The following is a 20,178-nucleotide window of genomic DNA, read 5'->3' on the forward strand; positions in this document are numbered from 1 at the left end:
CCGGCACTGTCCCTGTCTCGTCCCACCGCGGCGTTGCGCGGCTCATCGGCCCAACCCGGCCGGCCGCTTCAAAACGTCTTGCTCAACTGCATATAGAACGTCGGCAGCTTGTCGTTGCCGGTCGTGTCGGGCGAGGTCGTGCGCCACGCCACAGTGCCCTGCCACGAGAACCCATACGGCAGCGCGAGGTACGCGCCAATGCCCGCGCCGCTGCGCGTGATGTTGTTCGGCCCCTGGTTCGGGCGCGGGTTCGCGTTGTACCAGCCGGTGCCGAAGTCGAAGAACGTGAACGCCGTGATCTTCGAGTTCACCGCGTAACGCACTTCGGCGGTCGCAACGAACCCTTCGTCGACAAGTCCTTCGGAGGCCGAATAAGCGCGCACCGCGTGCGGCCCGCCCAGCAGGAAGCGCGACGAGTTGTCGAGCGTGGTGCCCGCCCATTGCCCCGAGAAGCCGACGAAGACGCTCACCTTCTCGGTCACCGCGTTCAGCCGGTTGGCGAAGAAGGTCGCGCGCACTTCATTGCCCGCGGTATTGCGCCCGAACGCCGACTGGTCGATGGCGTAGTTGGCGGCGTCCTTGAAATGCAGGCTGCCGATCAGCAGCTCGACGTCGGCACTGTTGAAGCCGCCGCCGAACAGCGCGTCGCGGCTTTCATAGGTGAGCCCCACGCTACCTTCGACCATCGAGCGACGGTTGTGGTCGTCGACGATGCCGATGTTGTCCGAGAGATCGCGGTACTCGAAATTCGCGCGCGCGAGCAGGTTCTGGTTGCGTGTGCGCAGCAGCGGATGCGTGACCGTGAGGTCGACCACGGTGGCGTCGCCGGTGGCGTCGAGCGAGGAAAACTCCTTGCCGAGCGTGTAGTTCAGGCGCGCCACCGCCACGCCCACGCGCGTGCCGTATGCGTTCACGGGCGCCTCGTAGCCGACGCGGCCATACACGGTGTCCAGACGCTCGGCGCCGAGGATGCGCAAATCGAGGTTGTCGCCGATGCCGAACGGCGAGTTCAGCCGCGCGAGCGCGCCCAGGCGCCAGGTGCCGCTCGTGGAGGCGCCGTAGTTGTCGAGGTCGACGGCGAAGGTCCAGCGCTTCGCGGGCGCGACGCTGATCGTGAGATCGACGGTGCCCGGCTCGCTGCCCGCCTCGATGGCCGAGGTCACGGTGATGCCCGGCAAGTCGGAGAGCAGCAGCATGGTGCGCTCGAGCGCCTGCTGCTGCAGCGGCGCGCCCACCGGAATCTGCTCCACGCGCTCGCGCAGCAGCGACTCCTTGATCGGCGTGCCAGCGGCCACGTTCAGGCGCACGTGCCCCACGCGCCCTTCGAGCACGCTCATCGTCACGTAGCCCGAGGTCACGTCCTGCGGCGGGATCACGACTTGTGCGAGCACATAGCCGCGCGCGCGATAGATCTGCGTGATCTGGGCGGCAATGGCCTGCAGGTCGGCGAAGCTCACCTCGCTGCCGATCTTGCCCTGCACGGGTGCCAGCAGCTCATCGCTCGGAATGGTGTCGTTGCCCTTGAGCGCGATGCCCTTGAGCACGAAGCTCGCCCCGCCCGGCTGCGCGGGCGCCGCGTTCTCCTGCGGCACCGCGGGCAGCGCGCCCGCGCCGCCCGGGGGCGCTGGGCGCGTCTCGCGCGGCTGCGTCTGGTTCAGGATCGTGCCAGTGTTAGGCAGCGTCTGTCCCCAGGCGAAAGCGCTGCTCGAGCAAGCGAGTGCGGCAATCGTTCGGATTCCTTTTTTCATGTCATGATCCGCGCGCGATGGAAAGACGCCAGCCGCCCATCAGGTCGAACGGCGCCCAGAAGAACGGATGCGCGAAACGCGGCTCCTTCATGACGGCGAGCTGCGCGGCGCGCATGGCGTCGATCGCTTCCTTGCCTTGGGCAAGCTGCGAATAGAACGTGCGCATCGTGATTGCCGTGGATTCGTCGGCCACCGGCCACATCGAGACGATCAGGCTCGTCGCGCCCGCGTAGAAGAACGCGCGCGTGAAGCCGAGGATTTCGTCGCCGCGCGCGATGCGCCCAAGCCCGGTTTCGCAGGCCGAGAGCGTGACGAGCGCGACGTTGTTGAGCTTGAGGTTGTAGACGTCGAGCGCGAGCAGCGAGTCGGGGCCGTCGGCGGGCTGCGCGGCGGGCGCGAGCAGGATGCGCGAGTGCAGCGGGTCGATGGTGTCGGCCTGGGCGTGCGTGGCGACGTGCAGCACGCGTCCGCCCGGCGCGCTCTCGCGGAACTGCGCGCGCGTGGCGGCGCTTTGCAGGAACAGCTCCTTGGTCGCGAAGAGCGGCGCGATGCCCTCCACTTCGGCCTGCGCGCCGGGCAGCGCATAGGCGGGCGCGATCTGCGGATTGCCGAACGCCACGAGGTTGCTCGCCACCTTCTGGCGGCGCGCTTCGAGCTGCATCGCAATGCTCGCCGACGGCTCGAGCGCAATGGGATGCTGCTCGATCAGGAATCCGCCCGGGCCATGCAGTGCCTGGAACGGCAAGTAGTGCAGCGCCCCGTGCGGCACGATGATGAGGCGTTCCTCGGGCTGCAGCGCGAGCGGCGCGATGAGCAGCGCGTAAAGCTTGTCGCCGTAGGTGATCGCGTTCTTGCTCCGGTGCACGATGGCGTTGCGCACGTCGGTCACGGCCGTGTCGATGTCGGCGCGCTTGATCGGCAGCGTGTGGCCCGAGAGGCCGCTCTTGCGGATCACCCACACCACGAGCGTGTCCTTCAGGCTGTGGTATTCGACGATGGCCTCGTCTGGCCGCAGCGCGTCGCGCACCGCCTGGAGCGTCGGCACGGTGCCGTTGAGCTGCTGGTCGTCCACGCCCGCGTCGACGCGGTTGCGCACCACGTCGAGCAGCGCGCGCGCCCGGCTGCGCTCGGAGAGATTCCAGGCGCCCTCGTAGTCGCCCGCATCGACGGTCAGCTTGATCGCCTCTTCGAATACCGACTGCGTGTCGCCGAAGAGGCCCGTCTTGAACTCGTCGCTGCGAAAGCGCGCGCGGATCTTTTCGGAGTCGTCCACGGCCTGCAGGTAGGCTTCGCGCGCGTGGTCCTTGTCGCCGAGCGCGAGGTACGCACGGCCGATGCCTTCGTGCACCCAGAGGTTGTCGTAGCTGGCTTCGCTCGTGCCCGCGCTTGCGAGCTGCGCCTGAAAGACCTTGAGCGCGTCGGCGGGCTTGCCTTCGGCGAGCAGCAGCCTGCCCTCGATGCGGCCGTAGGCGGGCGCGAGCTCGGCGCTCGCGGGCGGGCCGGCCGAATCGAGCGTCTTGCGCGCGGCGGCCGTGTCGCCCGTGGCGATCTGCGCGTTGGTGATGGACAGCAGCACGAGCGGCTTGAAGCGCGGCGAGGCCGTTTGCAGCGCGTCGTCGTAAGCCGCGAGCGCCGCTTGTGCGTTGCCGCGGCGCAGGGCCACGTCGCCGAGCACCTTGTTGGCCGGCGCGAACACCTGGTCGGGCTGCTTCGGATGCGAGTCGAGCGCTTCGCGCGCGTATTTGTCGGCGTCGTCGAGATCGCCCGCGTAGCTGTAGGCGATCGCCAGATCGCGCTTGGAGAGCGCGACGAGGTCGGCATTGTCGGTGCGCTCGGCCACCACGAGCGCGCGCGCCGCCGCGTTGATGCTGTCGCGGAAGTCGCCCCGCTCCGCCGCCGCCACCGACATGCTGCAGTAGTCGTAGGCCGGCAGCGCAACGTGGTCGCGCGAGAGCAGGAGGCGCCCTTCGTCGGTCAGCGACTTGAGCGTTTCCGCATCGCGCTCGCGCTCGGCGGCCTCGCGAAAGCCCTGGGACTCGGGCGCGAGTCCGGCGGCGGGGGCGTCCGCGCTGGACCGGATTGCACCGGTGGCCGCGCTGGTCGTTGCGCCGTTCACGGTCTTTTTGGCGGCAGCAGGCGCGGCCGCGTTTGCCCCGTTTGCCCCGCTGGTTCCGCTGTCGGCGGCGTTGGCGCCGGGCGGCACGGCAATGCCGAGCAGCAACGCGCACAGCGCCGCGACCGTGACCTTTGCGAGCGGCGCGTGCGCCGTCCGCGCGCGCGATGTGCTCCCTGCGGCAGCCTGCTCTGCGGCCAATAGATGTTCGAGTTCGTTCACTTCGCTTTCCTGCAGGAAAGAAACATCACGCGACCGGGCCCTGAGCGCGCAGCCGGAGCAGGTCCGGCGGGCCATTTCATATGTGTTAAACGAACCGGGTCCAGGCTTTTTGAAAGCACGAGGAGAATTTCGTGTGAGGTGCGCACACACGCAAGCGCCCCCGGCCCGCGCGCGCAGCCACTACACTTTCAAAAACGGCCGTGTCGAATCGTCTAGAAGTTGGATGGGCGAGCGCCCAGCCTGCGCGGCCGCGCGGCCATTTCATGCGCACAGCCTCGCCTGCCAGGGAGCTTCGCCAGATGAGCAGCAGCAGCACTGACGACAAGACGGTCATCGTGTCCGCTTCCAGCGGGCAGGACGCGCCACGCGTGGACGACGCAACGGGCGCGACGGTGATTCAGGACGCATCGCGGCACGCGCCGCCAGTCGATGAGGCGGCGGCGAAGGACAGCGGCGCGGACCCGGAGCAGGCGCCGGAGCAAGCGCAGACGCCGGAGCAAGCGCAGACGCCGGAGCAATCGCAGACGCCGGAGCAATCGCAGACGCCAGAGCAATCGCAGACGCCGGAGCAAGCGCAGACGCAAGCACCGGCCAGCGCGCAAACGCAGCCGGCCGAGGCGGGTTCGGCGGGTTCGGCGGGTTCGGCGGGTTCGGCGAGTTCGACCAGCGCCACCACCGCCACGGCCGCGCCCGAAGCGAGCCATCAGGCGCTGCCCTTCAACACGCGTATCTCCGAGTTCGAGATCGTCGGGCTGATCGGCGAAGGCGGCTTCGGCATCGTCTACCTCGCCTGGGACACGCTGCTGCGTCGCCACGTGGCGCTCAAGGAGTACATTCCGGCCGCGCTCGCCGCGCGCGTGGCGGGCAGCGCCGAGGTCACGGTGCGCTCGCAGCGCCACGAGGACACCTTCCGCGCGGGGCTCAAGAGCTTCATCAACGAAGCGCAGCTCCTCGCGCAGTTCGATCATCACTCGCTCGTCAAGGTCTACCGCTTCTGGGAGGCCAACGGCACCGCCTATATGGTGATGCCGTACTACGAAGGCGTGACGCTCAAGGAGACGCTGCGCCAGCTCGACGCGCCGCCCACGGAAGCCTGGCTGCGCACGCTGCTCGCGCCGCTCATCGACGCGCTCGCCGTACTGCACGCCGCACAGTGCTTCCACCGCGACATCGCGCCCGACAACATCATGCTGCTCAAGGGCAGCCAGCGTCCGCTGCTGCTCGACTTCGGCGCGGCGCGGCGCGTGATCGGCGACATGACCCAGGCGCTCACGGTGATCCTCAAGCCCGGCTATGCGCCCGTCGAGCAGTACGCCGAAGTCCCGTCGATGAAGCAAGGCCCGTGGACCGACATCTACGCGCTCGCCGCCGTGGTCTATTACGCCATCGAGGGCAAGACGCCGCCCGCCTCCGTGGGCCGGCTGATGGGAGACACCTATGCGCCGCTCGCGACCACGGCGGCTGGGCGCTACAGCGACGCGTTCCTGCGCGCCATCGACCATGCGCTCGCGGTGCGGCCCGAGGACCGCCCGCAGGACGTGCGCGCGCTCGCGGCGGAGCTGGGCATCGCACCCGGCGGCGATGGCGCGGCGGGGCACGCGGGCGCGGGAATCGAATTCCTTCAGCCCTACACCCTGCGTGAAGGGGAGACGGCGCTGCCGCTGCCGGGGGCCGGGGCCGCGGCGGGTTCGCAGGGATCGGCGCAGTCGTCTGGATCGTCTGTTGGGTCGCCTGCTTCGTCTGCCAAGGCGGCAGGATCGGCGGCAGCGGGACCAGCGGCAGCGGGATCGGCAGCAGCGGGATCGGCGCCGGCACGCGCCGCTGCCGGCGCGACGCCGCCAGCCCCCCGCAAACGCCGCACGCCGCTCGCGGCACTCGGCGCCGGCGTGGCCATCGTCGCAGCCGTGGCTGCCTGGTTGGCGCTACGCCCCACGGGCGCTCCGCCGCTCGTGGCCCGGCACGTCAACGCGCCGGCTGCCCAGCCGGCTGCACCCGCCACCGCGCAGACCACCGCACCGGCCACGACGCCGACGCCCGCTAGCGCCGCAGCCAGCCTGCCGCCCGTGCCGCCGGCGGCCACGACGGCTTCACCGGCTCCCGAGACGACCGCGTCGGCCAGCCCAACCGCAGCGCCGCCCACTGCACCCACTGCACCCACTGCGCCCGCGAACGCCGCGCCGCAAGCCGCCGCGCTGGCGCCTTACACGCCGGCCAGCGAGTTCGAGCGCATCGTGACGCTCGCCGACCCGTCCATCGATGTGCGCACGACGTTGCGCAGCACCACCGCGCGCATCAAGAAGGACTTCCTGCAGTTCAAGGTGACGAGCAGCCGCGCGGGCCGCGTCTACGTGTTCATGGTCGATCCTCAGGGCAACTATTTGATGCTGCTGCCCAACGAGCGCGACAAGGCCAACACGATCGCCGCCGGACAGACGCTCACGCTGCCGCGTCCGAGCTGGCCGATGCTCGCCGACGCGCCCGCCGGGCCGATCCACTTTCTCGTGATCGTGTCGCCCGAGCAGCGCGACTTCTGGGACACCGGACTGCACCCCGGCGACGTCTTCGCCGATTTCCCCGGACACGCGCAACGCGCCGCCGCCGCGCAGCGCGCGGCGGATTACTCGCCGTTCGCGGGCAAGGCGCGCTGCGCGAAGCCGGCTGCGGGCCAGCCCGCGAGCTGCAATAAAGCGTTCGGTGCGGCGACGTTCGAAATCGACGTGGTCGGCGGCAACGGCAGTTAACCTGCCGGCCGCAGCGTTCCCGAGGGCGGGCCGCGTGGCGGGATTCGGCGTTGCATACGAGACACAGGAGACCGTCATGGACCGTTCGCTCTTTCTGCTCGCGGCGGCAGCAGCCGCGCTCGCCGGCTGCGCGAGCGACAATCCGGCCAGCTCGGTGGTGATCGGGCCGGCAACGCAAACGCAGGCCGCAAAGGCACAAGCAGCAACGCCGGCGCAGGCCGCAATGGCACAAACAGTAACGCCGGCGCAACCCGCAGTCATGGCGCCGAGCGCGAACGCACCTCCATCGCCATCGGCGCCAGGCGTGGCCGTGAGCCCAGCTGCGATGGCCGCACCGGCAATTCCGGCGATGCCGTCGGCAAGCGCCACGTCATCCGCCACATCATCCGCCACACCATCCGCCACCCAGGCCGCCACATCGACCGCACCGGCCGCTTCCGCACCGGCGCCAGCCACCACGCCCGCAGCCGCCTTCGCCACCCGCCACGCGTGGTACCAGGCCGCGCGCTTCTCCGACCTGCCCGGCTGGAGCACCGACGACTTCGGCGGCTCGCTCGACGCCTTCAAGCGCAGTTGCGGCGTGCTCGGCGCGCGCAATGGCTGGGCCGCTCCCTGCGCCGCCGCGCGCAGCGTGGACGCCGCCAGCGCCGCCGCCATCCGCCGCTTCTTCGAGACGTATTTCGACGTCTACCAGATCCGCAACACCGACCGCAGCAGCGACGGCACCATGACCGGCTATTACGAGCCGCTCCTGAACGGCAGCCGTCAGTCCGGCGGCGCCTACGTCTACCCGGTCTACGGCGTGCCCGAAGACATGCTCTACCTCGACTCGCGCCGGCTCGGCGGCGCGGCGCGCGGCAGCATCACGGCGGCGCGCGTCGAAGGGCGCACCGTGGTCCCGCTGCCGGGCGCCGTGCCGGGCAGCGCGAAGGGCGTCTACGCGCTCGACCTGCGCGACAGCGTGCCCGATATCCGCGACAAGAAAATGCGTTTGCGTCTGGACGGCGAGCGCATCGTGCCGTACTACGCGCGCGCCGAGATCGAGCGCGGCGCCGCGCGCGCGCCGGTGCTCGCGTGGGTGGACGACCCCGTGCTGCTCTATTCGATGCAGATGCAGGGCTCGGGCAAGATCCGCATGCGCGACGGCACGATCCGCCGCGTGGCCTATGCCGAGCAGAACGGCCGGCCCTTCGTGCCGCCCGTCGCGCGTGCGGGCGCGAGCGGACGCAAGCTCAAGGTGCGCGGCATCGAGATGGACATCGACGTCGCCGATGACGACAGCAGCAGCGGCTCCGATCTCGTCGCCGACGCCAATGGGCCGCAGGGCGCGCCGGGCGCGTCGGATAGCGGCGCGTCGTCGACGGGCGCGAACGAAGGCGAGGACGACCAGCCCGTTTCGCCGCTGCTGCGCGGCTTCAAGCTCGCCAATGCCGGCCCGGCGGCGAGCGGCACGGCCCGTCCCGCCGTAGCGAACGCGCAGCAGAGCGCGAAGAGCGCGAGCGTAGGCGCGGGAGGCTCCGGTGGCTCGGGTGGCAAGGCCGCGAGCGGCAGCGCGGGCACGAACGGTGGTGCGGGGGCGAGCATCGCCACAGCGCTCGGCGCGAACGCGTATCCGCAGCACGCCTTCGCGACCTCCGACCCGAGCTACGTGTTCTTCCGGCCCATCCCCGACTCGCCGAACGGGCCGATCGGCGCGCTCGGCGTGCCGCTTTCGGCCGGGCGCTCGGTGGCCGTGGATCCGCGCACGACGCCGCTCGGTGCGCCCGTGTTCGTCGCCACGGGCGACGCCCCGCAAACACCCGGCACCGTGAATCGTTTGATGATGGCGCAGGACTCGGGCGGCGCGATCCAGGGCGCGGTGCGCGCCGATTATTTCTACGGCTTCGGCCAGTTCGCGCAAGCCGAGGCGAGCCGCACGAAGGAGCGCCTGCGCATGTGGTTGCTGTTGCCGAAGGGCTTGCACGTGGCCGCGCAGGAGACGGCCACGAAGACGCGCGGGCTGTCCAGTCAGTCGAACGCGGACTGCCTGGTGGAGGACCCGCAATTGTGCGTGGACGACGATAAGGGGACCGGACAGTAGGTGGTGATCAAATGCGCGCCGGGCCCGCCTGGGCCGCGACGCGCAAAGCGCCTTGTGCAAGGGCGCATCTCGCGCTCCGGTGAACGCGCGATCCGGCGCATTGCACGCCGGATCGTCCAGCGACATCAGAAGGTGTGACGCAGACCCGCCGAGACGGCAACCTGATCCTGCGTGGACGAAGCCGAGCTCAAGCCGTTCAAGTGGGCGCCGAAGCCGTACGGATTGGCGCTCACGTGCTGCCAGTCGCCCTGCATGTACAGGCTGGTCCGCTTGGACATCGCGTACTGGGCCTGCAGGTTGACCTGGTTGTAATTGGGGTTCTCGCCCGCGCCGAAATTCGTGCGCGTGTAGGTGTACGAACCGGCCAGCGTCACCGTGGGGGTCAGCGCGTAGCGCACATTGCCCTCGATGTTTTGCAGATGGGCACTGTTCGCCTTGAGGCGGATCGGCGCCGCGGTACCGGCCTGCGCCGCCGAAACCATGCCGCCTTGCGCATTGCTCAGATTCGTCTGCGTATAGACGGCGCCTGCCGTCACCGGGCCAAACGTATAGCTGAGGCCGCCGCCGGCCGTGCGTTGCGTGCCCACAGCGAAGGTATCGGTGCCCGTGACCGCGCCGGGGTTGCCGGCCGCGATCGCCAGATTATTGATGTCGTTGTTCAGTTGCAGATAGCCCACCGCGACATTCAGGCCGCCATAGCGATAGCTGGCGCCCAAGCTGTATGCGCGGTTATTGGCAAACGCGCCCGCCGTATTGGAAAAGCCGTACAGACCACCGAACTTGAAGCCGCCGTAATTCACGCTCGTGTATTTGACCGAATTGTTGATGCGGTCCGAGCTGTTCAGGTTGTCGTTATCGAAGGGGTGTGCGGCAATCGTGCCGCCATAGGGCGAAGCCGTGAGCGAGAGCGGAGCGACGAAGTCGATGACGCTGTCGTACTGGCGGCCGAGCGTAAGCGAGCCGAACTGGTCGCTGGCCAGACCGACGAATGCCTGGCGACCGAACAAGCGGTTGTTTTGCAGGGAATTGCCGTTGCTGATACTGAAACCGCTTTCCAGCGTGAAGATCGCCTTGAGGCCGCCACCGAGGTCCTCGCCGCCGCGCAGGCCCCAGCGGTTGCCGTTGACCGTGCCGCTCGTCTGCTGCCAGTTGCTATGGCCGGCCTGGTTGTTCGTGTAGGTAATGCCCGCGTCGATCAGCCCGTAGAGGGTGACGCTGCTTTGCGCGTGTGCAGCCGTCGCGAATACGCCGGTCAGAGCGACAGCGATAATGGTCTTTTTCATGAGTTAACCCGTACTATTACGATTATTCTGAATTTATTTAGAATAATTCGAAATTCTAAATAAATATCAACTCGCGTCTTTTGCAAACGCTTTACAGCCGCAATAGAATGCGGTGCTCTCACGATCTCGAAAGGCTGTTGTTGCGGTGAAAAGACATGAAGCATTGGCGCCGGTCAAGAATCCGGCCGAGAAAGCGCTAATACCCCGCCGGGCCCAATGCGAAGGCGAACTTGTGCGCCAGCCCGACACCGCCTTCGACACCATGCTCTTCGAACGCGTACTCCAGCAAGCAAGTCGCGATGCCCCGAAAATCAAAACGCTTCGCTGGCACGATCTTGCGCACGTGGCGACATCCCGGCTTATTGATAAAGGCTTGCACCCCACGAAGGTCGCGTCGATAACGAGGCCACCGCAGCATGCAAATGTTGAAGCGATATACCCGCCTCAAACCAGAAAGCCTGTTGCCTCGCCTGGCCTGGAAGAGCTGCGCAACGAGCGGCTGCGCCGCTCCAGCCCAGCGAACGATCGCCAAATGGAACCCCTAAGTCGATCGGCTTTGGATCTCGAACGAAAGGCGCATCCGAGCCCCAAATCGATCATTCGTGGCGTCGCACACGCCGCAGTCGTGTCTCGATGAAGCTTTGCGGTAGCGAAGAAGGACGTTGCACAACGACAAGCAGCCTGAACCCGCAAGTTAAAGGCAAGTAGAACACGAAGGATTACGCCACCGCCAACGTCAATTGCCCGACAGGTTCAGCCGCGGGCTTAACCGTGATCTCGATGTCGTAGCCGAGCAGGTTCAGGCAGTCCATCAGCTTACGTTCGGACAGGTTGGAAAAGTCCCCCCGCAGCAGGCCCGATACCTTGGGCTGGGAGATACCCGTGCGGCGAGCGGCTTCCTCCTGCGTCAACCCGAGCTTGCGCACGGCCTTTGTAATTTCGATCACCAAGCCAGACTTGATCTTCAATTTGTCCGCATCGGCAAAGCCCAGGTCGGCAAAGACGTTGCCGGAGCCTGACTCGACTTCGATGCCTTCAACGACCCGCTTTTTCATCTCGTAACTCCTGCGCCAGCGCTTGGGCAACCTTCAGCCTCGCGCGAATGATGTCCATGTCTTCCTTTGGCGTGGCAATTCCACTCTTGCTCTTCTTCTGGAAGCAGTGCAGCACAAAGATTGCCTCCTGAAACTTCACGGTGTAGACGGCGCGATACGTACCGCCAACGTCGTCTTCGACGACCTCAAGGACTCCTGCCCCGCCGAAGCCTTTGAGAACCTTGGCGGCGTCATGCTGGCTACCCCGCTGGGCAAAATCCAGTGCGTGTCCGAAGAACTTGCGCACTTCAATCGGGAACGCGATCAAGTCTTTCTTGCTGCTGCCGATCCAGAGGAGTAACTTTTCCCGGGTTGTCATGCTCACTTTATACTATAAATGGTATAGACGCAAATCACGAGGCAAGCGGGGAGCGGCGGGCGTCAGGTAGTGGCTACGTCGATCGCACGGTCGCCCCCGCGACTCTGTGCAATGTCAGAGCGCGACGTGTTGCGTCCACGGAAATCGGGTCATTGGGTGATACAGGTCAGACGCAACCCCAAGCGGATTGCCGCTGCCGGCTCCCTGGCCTTTGTGCGCCAGTCCGACACTCCCGCGGCATCCTGGTTATCATCGCGCGCTTGTGTCCGCCTCGCGCCCACCGCGCGGCGGAGCCAATTCCGCAGACGATCCATCCAGCCATGCCCCACTCCCCCTTCGACGCCGTGCTCTTCGACTGCGACGGCGTACTCGTCGATTCAGAGCGCATCACGCATATCGTGCTGGTCCAGATGCTGGACGAACTCGGCTGGACACTCTCCGTCGACGAGGCAATGGGCATTTTCGTCGGCAAGATGGTGAAGGACGAGGCGGCGCGCATCGAGCGGCACACCGGCTTTCGCGTCTCGGAGGCGTGGCTCGAAGACTTTCGCGCGCGCCGCAACGCGGCGCTGGAACGCGATCTCGTCGAAATACCGGGCGCGCCGGTCGCGGTGCGCGCCGTGCACGCGGCGTTTGACGGGCGTATTGCGGTGGCCTCGGGCGCGGACCGCCGCAAGGTCGAGCTGCAACTGCGCAAGGTGGATCTGCTCGACTGCTTCGAAGGGCGCATCTTCAGCGGCCACGAAACGCCGCGCAGCAAGCCCCATCCCGACGTCTACCTCGCGGCAGCCGCGGGCCTGAACGCCGCGCCGCAGCGCTGCGCCGTGATTGAAGACACCGTGACGGGCGCGCGCGCCGGTCTCGCCGCGGGCGCCACCGTGTTCGGCTACAGCCCCGGGACGCCGGGCCACAGCAGCGCGCAGGCGCTGCGGGACGCGGGCGTTGCGCACGTGTTCACGGACATGGCGCAACTGCCCGCCCTGCTCGCGGGCTGGGGCGCGCACCAAGCCTGATCGGCAGACCGGCGCCCGGCAGCGCCGTGAATCTCTCGTGAAAATCGCCCGCCGGCGTCGCGTCCGCGTCACACGGGCAGCAAAAATGCAGCATCCAGAACGCACGCTTGCGCCCATTCCACTACCATCCGCAGATAGCGTTACAGGCTGGAAAATAGTAAAAGGCAGCCGAGAAAGATAGTTTGCTACCGAATCGCTTTACGCTATCATCCCGCCGATGTCGAATCTTCATACCTTACGCCTTGCCGTCAGCAGCACGCTCGTCGTGGCTGCGCGCAAGTGGCGGCGCACGAGTCACGGCGCGCTGACCGCCTACAACGTCTCCGAAGCCTGCGCCGCGCCGCTGCTCACCGCCGGGCGTCTTGGCGAGGCCGTGCGCCAGGTGACGCTCGCCGAGCACGTGGGCATCGAAGGCCCCTCGCTCGTGCGCCTGCTCGACCAGCTCTGCGCCGCGGGCCTCGTGCGCCGCGACGAAGACCCGGACGACCGCCGCGCCAAAACGATCTCGCTCACCGACGAAGGCCGCGCCGTCACCGCGAAGATGGAGGAAGACCTGCGTGCGCTGCGCGCGCGCGTGCTCAAGGGCGTGAGCCGCGCCGAGCTCGAAACCACGCTGCGCGTGCTCAACGCCTTCAACGCGCCGGACCCGGCCGACGCAACCCTTCATGACTGAAAGCTGAAAGCGGCCTCATGACTTACCCATCCATGCGCGACTGGCTGTTCTCGGTCAAGACGTTTGCCGCGTCGATGCTCGCGCTCTATATCGCGCTGGTGTTCCAGCTGCCGCGCCCGTACTGGGCAATGGCGAGCGTCTATATCGTCTCGAATCCGTTCGTGGGCGCCACGCGCTCGAAGGCGCTCTACCGCGCGCTCGGCACCGCGCTCGGCGCGGCCGCCGCCATCACGCTCGTGCCGCCGTTCGTCGAGACGCCGCTGCTGTTCAGCGTGATCGTGGCGTTGTGGACCGGCACGATGCTCTATCTCGCGATCTCGGACCGCACCGCGCGCAGCTACGTGTTCATGCTCGCGGGCTACACCATGCCGCTCATTGCGCTGCCCACCGTCACCGATCCCACCACGATCTTCGACGTGGCCATCGCGCGCACCCAGGAGATCACGCTCGGCATCATCTGCGCGAGCGTGGTGGGCAGCAACTTCCTGCCGAGCCGGATCGCGCCCACGCTCATCGAGCGCGCCGATGCCTGGTTTCGCGACGCCGCCTTCTATGGCCGCGAAACACTCTCCGGCCAAATCACGGGCAAGGCGCTTTCGGCCTGCCGCCAGCGGCTCGCCGCGACCGTGAACCAGCTCGAATTCCTGCTGAGCCAGCTGAGCTACGACCACGCGCACCCGGAACTCCTCGCGCGCGCCCAGGACCTGCGCGGGCGCATGCAGCTCTTTCTGCCGATCATTTCCGCGCTCGCCGACCCGCTCGTCGCCTTGCGGCGCGATCTGCACACGTGGCCCGCGGGCCTCGATGCGTTGCTCACCGATGCGGCCAAATGGTTCGACGCCCCACTGCCCACGCGCGCCGCCGATATCCACGACGACGCGGGCGACCCCGTTGCCGAGAGCCTGCGCGCGCGCGTGGCCGCGCTGCAGCCTCCGCACGACGCGCTCACGAGCTGGGAAGGCGCGCTGCTGTCGAACGCGTTGTGGCGTCTGGGCCAGGTGATCGACGTCTGGCAGGACTGCCGGACGCTGCGTGCGCTAATCGCGCACGAAGCGGGCGCGTGGCGGCCGCGCTACCGGCACTGGCGCCTGGGCGGCACCGAACGCTTCTATGACCGCGGCCTCATGCTGTTCTCGTGCCTCGTGCCGATGGGCGCGATTCTCGTGGCGTGCTGGCTGTGGGTCAGCTCCGGCTGGCACGACGGCGCGGCCGCCGTGACGCTCGCGGCCATCGCCTGCTGCTTCTTCGCCGCGCTCGACGAGCCCGCGCCCTTGGTGTTCCGCTTCTTCCTCGCGACGACCGCGAGCGTGGTGTTCGCGGGCCTCTATCTGTTCGTGGTGCTGCCCAAGGTGCATGACTTCGCGATGCTCGTGCTGCTGTTCGCGGGACCGTTCATCCTGATCGGCACCTTGATTCCGCGCCCCGCGTTCAACATGGTGACGATGCTCGTGGCCGTGAACACGGCCACCTTCATCAGCATTCAGAGTGCCTACGAGGCTGATTTCTTCGTCTTCCTGAACAGTAATATCGCGGGCGTCGCGGGCCTGCTGTTCGCCTATGTGTGGACGCGCGCCACGCGCCCGTTCGGCGCGGAGCTCGCGGCCAAGCGCCTGCTGCGCTCGAGCTGGTCGGACGTGGCGCTCTCCGCCGGCGCCGGGCCGATCGACGACCAGCGCAATCTGGCCTCGCGCATGGTCGACCGCCTGATGCAGCTGATCCCGCGGCTCGCGGCGTCCGACGAGCACCGCCATCCTTCGATCGAGAGCTTCCGCGACCTGCGCATCGCGCTCAACGCGCTTGACCTGCGCCGCTCGCGCCGCAAGCTCGACGGCGAGTTACCCGCCGCCATCGACCGCGTACTCGCGGGCGTGAGCGATCATTACGCGCGCTGCGCCGAGGCGAGCGCGCGACAGGACGCCCCGTCCGCGCTGCTCGCCACCATCGACGACGCGCTGCACCGGGTGGCCACGCGCAGCCTCGCTCAGGAAGCCGCCGATTCCGCCGACGCCGCCGATACGGGCCCCGCAGGCGCTACAGGCGCAGGCGCCCAAACGCCGCCGCCAGCGCGCTTCTCGCAGCGCTGGCTGCGCGACACGCTGCACGCGCTCGTGGGCCTGCGCCTCTCGCTCTACCCCGCGCTGGCCGGCCAGCGCCCGGGCGCCAACCCAACCGGGGCCAATGGATGAGCGCACAACCTTTTTATCTACTTTCGACCACCGCACCATGATCGGCGAAATCGACATCTTCGGCGTGTTCGTGCCCGCCGTGCTCGTGCTGATGCTGATCGCGTACCTCATTAATGTCGTGATCGGCAAGGTGCTCACCCGCGTCGGCTTTTACCGGCTCGTGTGGCATCGTTCCATTTTCGATCTCGGCATTTATGTCTTCGTGCTGGCCGCCGTCATCATCGTGTCGCATCGCTTCGTGAACTAACGTGAACGTGAAAAAAACCTGGTTCTCCGCAGGACAGATCCTGCTGACGCTCATCGTCGTCGTCGTCGCCGCAGTCGTGCTGTGGCGCATCGTCAACTACTACATGTTCTCGCCGTGGACGCGCGACGGCCGCGTGCGCGCCGACGTGATCCAGGTCGCGCCCGACGTGGGCGGCCTCATCACCAATGTCGAGGTGGTCGACAACCAGCCGGTCAAGAAAGGCCAGGTGCTGTTCGTGATCGACCAGGCGCGCTACTCGCTCGCGCTGCGCCTCGCGCAGGCCGCGCTGGAGAATCGCCAGGCCTCGCTCGCGCAGGCCAGGCGCGAATACGCGCGCAATCTCGCGCTCGGCAACCTCGTCGCCAGCGAAACGCTCGAGGAAAGCCGCACCAAAGTGGACCAGGGCGAGGCCGCCGTGGCCGACGCCCAGGTGCAGGTGGACACCGCCAAACTGAACCTCCAGCGCACGACCATCGTGAGCCCCGTGGACGGCTATCTGAACGACCGCGCGCCGCGCGTGGGCGAGTACGTCACGGCGGGCCGCGCCGAGCTCTCCGTGGTCGACATGCATTCGTTCCGCGTGGACGGCTACTTCGAGGAAACGCGCCTGCACGGCATCCATATCGGCCAGCCGGTGGAGATCACCGTGATGGGCGAGCCGAAGCCGCTGCGCGGCCACGTGCAGAGCATCGTCGCCGCCATCGAGGACCGCGACCGCCAGCAAAGCCCGAACCTGCTGCCGAACGTGAACCCCGCGTTCAGCTGGGTGCGCCTCGCGCAGCGCGTGCCGGTGCGCGTCGCGCTCGACGAGGTGCCCGACGACTTCCGCATGATCGCGGGCCGCACGGCCACCGTCGCGGTGCGCACCGAAGAGCACGACAAGCAGAAGACCCAGGCCGGCGCAGCGGCGGGCGCAAACAGCGCAAACAGCGCAAGCAACTCGATCAGCGCCAGCGGCGCAGTCGCCGCAACGAACGCGGGCGTCGCGCCCGGGATGGCGAGCGGAGCTTCGCAATGACGCGCCGCGGTCTCTGGCGCACCTTCGCGCTCGCGCCGCTCACGCTTGCGCTGGGCGCGTGCATGAACCTCGGCCCCAACTACACCGTGCCGAAGGACGCGCTCGTGAACGCCCCGCTCGCGCAAGGGCCGATCGCAGGCGCCGACCATGCGCCCGTTTCGCAGAGCGAAGTACCCAACGACTGGTGGCGTCTCTACAACGACCCGACGCTCGATCAGCTCGTCCAGCAAGCGCTGCAGTCGAACACGAGCCTGCGCGTGGCCGCCGCGAATCTCGCACGCTCGCGCGCCGCCGTGGAAGTCGCCAACCAGCAAGGCGGCTTCTCGGGTAACGCGAGCGCCGGGGTCCAGCGCGCCCAGGTATCGGCAGAGCAATATCTTCAGTTCAGCAAAGTGCCGGTGGGGAACCTCGGCGATCTCGGCGTCAACGTATCCTATGAGTTCGACCTGTTCGGCAAGCTGCGCCGCGGTGTGGAGGCAGCGCAAGCGGATGACGAAGCCGTGCTCGCCGCCGCCGATCTCGCGCGCATCAGCGTGGTCGCCGGCGTCGTGCAGGCCTACGTCGAATCGTGCTCGGCCGGCGAGGAACTGGCCATCGCGCAGGAGTCGCTCAAGCTCCAGCAGCAGCGCGTGGCGCTCACGAAACGCCTGCGCGATGCGGGCCGCGGCAACCAGCCCGACGTGACGCGCGGCCAGACCCAGGTTCAAACGCTCGCCGCCGACATTCCGCGCTTCGAGGGCCGCCGCCGCGTCGCGCAGTATCAACTCGCCATGCTGCTCGCGCGCGCGCCGTCCGACCTGCCGCCCGCCGTGCTTGCCTGCAACCGCCTGCCGAAGCTGACCCAACCGATCCCGGTTGGCGACGGCGCGGCGCTCTTGCGACGCCGCCCCGATGTGCGCGAGGCCGAGCGCCAGCTCGCCTCGTCCACGGCACGCATTGGTGTCGCGATGGCGGAAATGTATCCATCGGTCAGCATCGGCGCGGGCGTGGGCTCGATCGGCCTCACCGACGATCTGTTTTCGTCGAAGACCAACAGCTGGTCGTTCGGACCCCTGATCAGCTGGACCTTCCCCGTGAACGGCCAGCGCGCGCGCGTGCAAGGCGCACAAGCGGCTACGGCGGGCGCGCTCGCGCAGTTCGACGGCGTGGTGCTCAACGCGCTGCGCGAGACGCAAACGAGCCTCGCCACCTATGCCGCCGACGACCAGCGCGCCGACGCGCTGCGCACGGCCTATGCCTCGGCGCAGCAGTCCGCCGACGAAACGCACCGCCTCTACGCGGCGGGCCGCGAGCCGTTCCTCTCCGACCTCGACGCCACGCGCACGCTCACGAGCGTGCATGCGCAGGTCGCGTCGGCTGAAGGCCAGGTGGCGCTCGATCAGGTGAAGCTGTTCCTCGCGCTCGGCGGGGGATGGCAGCCGGATCAGGAGAAGCCGGCGCCGGCCGTGCCGGGGCAGGCGGATCAGGCTGATCAGGCGAAATAGGCGAAGCAGGTCAGTCAATAAGCCGGGCTGAGGCACGCGGCAGCGAATCAATGCCGACGCTCCAGCCGGTAAGCGCCTGGAGCGCCGTCAAGCCAGCGCCGCTCTTGCCGGCGCTGGGCTCATGCCTGTGCGATCGCCTGTGCACTCACCCCTGCGGCCCGAGCGGCATGTCTAGCTTCACACGCGTGCGCCCCGGCGCCGACTCGATGCTGAACGCGGCGCCCAGGCGCGCCGCGCGCGCGCATGCTGCGCATGCCCGCGCCGCCCGGCGCTGTTTCGCCGGCGTCGAACCCCACGCCATCGTCCTCAATCGCGAGACTGAGCGCGCCGCCTTCGCGGCGCAGCGTCACTTGCGCGCGCGTGGCGCGGCTATGCTTGAGCACATTGGTGAGCGCTTCCTGCACGATGCGCATGAGATCGAGCCCGTGCGCGCCGGAAACGCGGCAGGCGTCGAGGCCATCGAGCGTCCAGCTGCACGCCATGCCCTGCTGCTCGAAGCGCCGCATGAGCCGGTGCCTGAGCGCGCCGATCTGCGCGGTGAACGCATCGTCGCCGAGTTCGTGGCTCGACGCCGCGTCGACGATGATGCGCAGGTCGTCGCGCAATTCCTTGAGTATCGATAGCGAGCGCCCCGCCGGCAGCACGGGATTGCCGTACTCGTGCTCCGCAATCGCGCTCACGAGCGTGCCGCCAAGCCCGTCGTGCAGATCGTGCGCGAGTTGCACGCGCTCGGCGAGGCGCGCATTCGCGATCTCCAGTTCGTGCTGGCGCGCGAGCGTCTGCGCGAGCTCGCCGCGCGCCTGCGCGATGCCCTGGCTCAGGTCGTCGTTGTAGCGCTCCACGCGGCGCAGCGCGGTCACGAAGCGCCACGCGAGCATGAGCGCCATCGAGATCATCTGCAATTGCGCGGTCAGCGCACCGTAATAGAAGTTGTCGTCGAGCACGCCGAAGAACGAGAGCAGATCGTGCGCGCCCGCCGCAAAGAATACGGCCACGCTCGCCGCCACGATGCGTTGGTCCGCACGCCCATGGCGCCACACGAACGCGAGAAATGCGCCGCACGTCATGAAGAAAACGACGGCCTGCGCGATCGTGGTCACCGCGCGCGCGACGACAATGCCCGGTTCCGGCACGACCACGAGCGCCAGCACACCGACCGCGACGAGCGACCAGAGCAGGCGCTCGATGCGCGGCAAGCGCCGGTCGCTGTAGCGCACGATAAACATCGTGAACGACGCGGTATAGACGAGCAGCGCCGCCGAATTCGCCCGCTCCCAACCGTGCGTGCCAGCGAATGGCCAGGGCGACCTGGCCACCTGATTGAGCGCCTCCCACCACCACGCGAGCGACATCACGCTAAACCAGCCGTAAGCCGATTCGCCGGGGCGCATGAGCCACAGCGAAAGAAAGAAGCAGCCGAGCGTGGCCGTGACCGCGAGGCTCACGAGTTGCAGGTCGTAGCGCATCGTGCGCGCGTGCGCCCAGGCGGCGGCCAGCGCGGGCGGATCGCCGATCGTGACCGTGCCCAGTCCCGGCTGGTACGCCGAGAGACCCGAGACGCGCACGAGCAGCACGTTCTCGCCCGCATGCCGGAGCGCAGCAGGCAGGAGCAGGTAACGCGGCGTGTTCCATGCGCGGGTGAGCGGCTCCACAAGCGAGGCATCGCGCTGCAGCAGCGTGCCGTTCAGATAGATGGCGCCCGCCATGTTCAGATAGTCGACCAGCACCGCGAGAGCGCGCGCGTCGGCATCTTCGGCACTGGCGGCGCGTTGTTGCCAGCTCAGCCGATACCACACCACGCCGTCGAACCGTGGCCAGCGCGTGGCCCAGACATCGGGCAGCGTCACGCTCACCCAGCCCGTTGCAGGCGCGCTCGTGGCGTCCCAGCGGCGCTGACGCGCGCGCTCAGTCACCGCATGTGCAGCGCGCGCGGCAGCTCGCTTCGACTCAGCGAGCT

The 20,178-nt window shown here is 68.0% G+C and carries 15 protein-coding genes; 9 read left to right on the forward strand and 6 right to left on the reverse strand.

The window, feature by feature from the left end:
- Window positions 1–68 precede the first annotated feature (68 nt).
- Together EYW47_RS01885 and EYW47_RS01890 are read right to left on the reverse strand one after the other, a co-directional pair.
- Window positions 69–1,748 (reverse strand): ShlB/FhaC/HecB family hemolysin secretion/activation protein, encoded by a 1,680-nt coding sequence (locus EYW47_RS01885; protein WP_133193186.1) that lies wholly within the window; start codon window positions 1,746–1,748, stop codon window positions 69–71.
- A gap of 1 nt (window position 1,749) precedes the next feature.
- Window positions 1,750–4,083 carry a CHAT domain-containing protein gene (locus tag EYW47_RS01890; protein WP_240763493.1) on the reverse strand — a complete coding sequence of 778 codons (2,334 nt, stop codon included), beginning with the start codon at window positions 4,081–4,083 and terminating at the stop codon, window positions 1,750–1,752.
- 299 nt (window positions 4,084–4,382) lie between these two features.
- Here EYW47_RS01890 and EYW47_RS01895 point away from each other — a divergent pair, with 299 nt between their 5' ends.
- Window positions 4,383–6,824 (forward strand): serine/threonine-protein kinase, encoded by a 2,442-nt coding sequence (locus EYW47_RS01895; protein ID WP_240763494.1) that lies wholly within the window; start codon window positions 4,383–4,385, stop codon window positions 6,822–6,824.
- A gap of 76 nt (window positions 6,825–6,900) precedes the next feature.
- Entirely contained in the window at window positions 6,901–8,904 is a 2,004-nt protein-coding gene (mltA, locus tag EYW47_RS01900; protein ID WP_240763495.1) for a murein transglycosylase A, read from the forward strand.
- A gap of 125 nt (window positions 8,905–9,029) precedes the next feature.
- Here mltA and EYW47_RS01905 read toward each other — a convergent pair whose 3' ends face one another.
- A complete protein-coding gene (locus tag EYW47_RS01905; protein WP_133193188.1) occupies window positions 9,030–10,187 on the reverse strand; it encodes a porin in 1,158 nt (385 codons plus the stop codon).
- A 145-nt stretch (window positions 10,188–10,332) separates the two neighbouring features.
- Here EYW47_RS01905 and EYW47_RS01910 point away from each other — a divergent pair, with 145 nt between their 5' ends.
- Window positions 10,333–10,824, forward strand: a complete 492-nt coding sequence (locus EYW47_RS01910) for a hypothetical protein (protein ID WP_133193189.1) — start codon at window positions 10,333–10,335, stop codon at window positions 10,822–10,824.
- Window positions 10,825–10,906: 82 nt separating this feature from the next.
- Here EYW47_RS01910 and EYW47_RS01915 read toward each other — a convergent pair whose 3' ends face one another.
- Window positions 10,907–11,242, reverse strand: a complete 336-nt coding sequence (locus tag EYW47_RS01915) for a helix-turn-helix domain-containing protein (RefSeq protein ID WP_133193190.1) — start codon at window positions 11,240–11,242, stop codon at window positions 10,907–10,909.
- A complete protein-coding gene (locus EYW47_RS01920; protein ID WP_133193191.1) occupies window positions 11,223–11,600 on the reverse strand; it encodes a type II toxin-antitoxin system RelE/ParE family toxin in 378 nt (125 codons plus the stop codon). The genes EYW47_RS01915 and EYW47_RS01920 overlap by 20 nt, the downstream gene beginning before the upstream one ends.
- Before the next feature lie 320 nt (window positions 11,601–11,920).
- Here EYW47_RS01920 and EYW47_RS01925 point away from each other — a divergent pair, with 320 nt between their 5' ends.
- The 6 genes from EYW47_RS01925 (at window position 11,921) to EYW47_RS01950 (ending at window position 18,221) form a co-directional block, all read left to right on the forward strand.
- Window positions 11,921–12,613: an HAD family hydrolase gene (locus EYW47_RS01925; RefSeq protein WP_133193192.1), complete on the forward strand. Its 693-nt coding sequence runs from the start codon at window positions 11,921–11,923 to the stop codon at window positions 12,611–12,613.
- Between the two features lie 217 nt (window positions 12,614–12,830).
- Window positions 12,831–13,286 carry a MarR family winged helix-turn-helix transcriptional regulator gene (locus EYW47_RS01930; RefSeq protein ID WP_133193193.1) on the forward strand — a complete coding sequence of 152 codons (456 nt, stop codon included), beginning with the start codon at window positions 12,831–12,833 and terminating at the stop codon, window positions 13,284–13,286.
- Between the two features lie 17 nt (window positions 13,287–13,303).
- Window positions 13,304–15,472, forward strand: a complete 2,169-nt coding sequence (locus tag EYW47_RS01935) for an FUSC family protein (protein ID WP_133193194.1) — start codon at window positions 13,304–13,306, stop codon at window positions 15,470–15,472.
- A gap of 37 nt (window positions 15,473–15,509) precedes the next feature.
- Window positions 15,510–15,719 (forward strand): DUF1656 domain-containing protein, encoded by a 210-nt coding sequence (locus tag EYW47_RS01940; RefSeq protein ID WP_027818583.1) that lies wholly within the window; start codon window positions 15,510–15,512, stop codon window positions 15,717–15,719.
- Window positions 15,720–15,726: 7 nt separating this feature from the next.
- Window positions 15,727–16,737 carry an efflux RND transporter periplasmic adaptor subunit gene (locus EYW47_RS01945; protein ID WP_133193600.1) on the forward strand — a complete coding sequence of 337 codons (1,011 nt, stop codon included), beginning with the start codon at window positions 15,727–15,729 and terminating at the stop codon, window positions 16,735–16,737.
- On the forward strand, window positions 16,734–18,221 hold the full coding sequence (locus EYW47_RS01950) for an efflux transporter outer membrane subunit (RefSeq protein ID WP_133193195.1): 1,488 nt from the start codon (window positions 16,734–16,736) through the stop codon (window positions 18,219–18,221). The genes EYW47_RS01945 and EYW47_RS01950 overlap by 4 nt, the downstream gene beginning before the upstream one ends.
- A gap of 119 nt (window positions 18,222–18,340) precedes the next feature.
- Here EYW47_RS01950 and EYW47_RS01955 read toward each other — a convergent pair whose 3' ends face one another.
- Window positions 18,341–20,134 (reverse strand): sensor histidine kinase, encoded by a 1,794-nt coding sequence (locus EYW47_RS01955; protein ID WP_240763496.1) that lies wholly within the window; start codon window positions 20,132–20,134, stop codon window positions 18,341–18,343.
- Window positions 20,135–20,178 lie beyond the last annotated feature (44 nt).

Origin of the sequence: Paraburkholderia silviterrae (assembly GCF_004353915.1) — a bacterium.
Lineage (GTDB): Bacteria > Pseudomonadota > Gammaproteobacteria > Burkholderiales > Burkholderiaceae > Paraburkholderia > Paraburkholderia silviterrae.

Excerpts from the sequence above, each read along its gene's own strand:
- EYW47_RS01885 (WP_133193186.1), bottom strand. The coding sequence starts at position 1,748 with ATGAAAAAAGGAATCCGAACGATTGCCGCACTCGCTTGCTCGAGCAGC.
- EYW47_RS01895 (WP_240763494.1), top strand. The coding sequence starts at position 4,383 with ATGAGCAGCAGCAGCACTGACGACAAGACGGTCATCGTGTCCGCTTCC.
- mltA (WP_240763495.1), top strand. The coding sequence starts at position 6,901 with ATGGACCGTTCGCTCTTTCTGCTCGCGGCGGCAGCAGCCGCGCTCGCC.
- EYW47_RS01905 (WP_133193188.1), bottom strand. The coding sequence starts at position 10,187 with ATGAAAAAGACCATTATCGCTGTCGCTCTGACCGGCGTATTCGCGACG.
- EYW47_RS01915 (WP_133193190.1), bottom strand. The coding sequence starts at position 11,242 with ATGAAAAAGCGGGTCGTTGAAGGCATCGAAGTCGAGTCAGGCTCCGGC.
- EYW47_RS01920 (WP_133193191.1), bottom strand. The coding sequence starts at position 11,600 with ATGACAACCCGGGAAAAGTTACTCCTCTGGATCGGCAGCAGCAAGAAA.
- EYW47_RS01925 (WP_133193192.1), top strand. The coding sequence starts at position 11,921 with ATGCCCCACTCCCCCTTCGACGCCGTGCTCTTCGACTGCGACGGCGTA.
- EYW47_RS01930 (WP_133193193.1), top strand. The coding sequence starts at position 12,831 with ATGTCGAATCTTCATACCTTACGCCTTGCCGTCAGCAGCACGCTCGTC.
- EYW47_RS01935 (WP_133193194.1), top strand. The coding sequence starts at position 13,304 with ATGACTTACCCATCCATGCGCGACTGGCTGTTCTCGGTCAAGACGTTT.
- EYW47_RS01940 (WP_027818583.1), top strand. The coding sequence starts at position 15,510 with ATGATCGGCGAAATCGACATCTTCGGCGTGTTCGTGCCCGCCGTGCTC.
- EYW47_RS01950 (WP_133193195.1), top strand. The coding sequence starts at position 16,734 with ATGACGCGCCGCGGTCTCTGGCGCACCTTCGCGCTCGCGCCGCTCACG.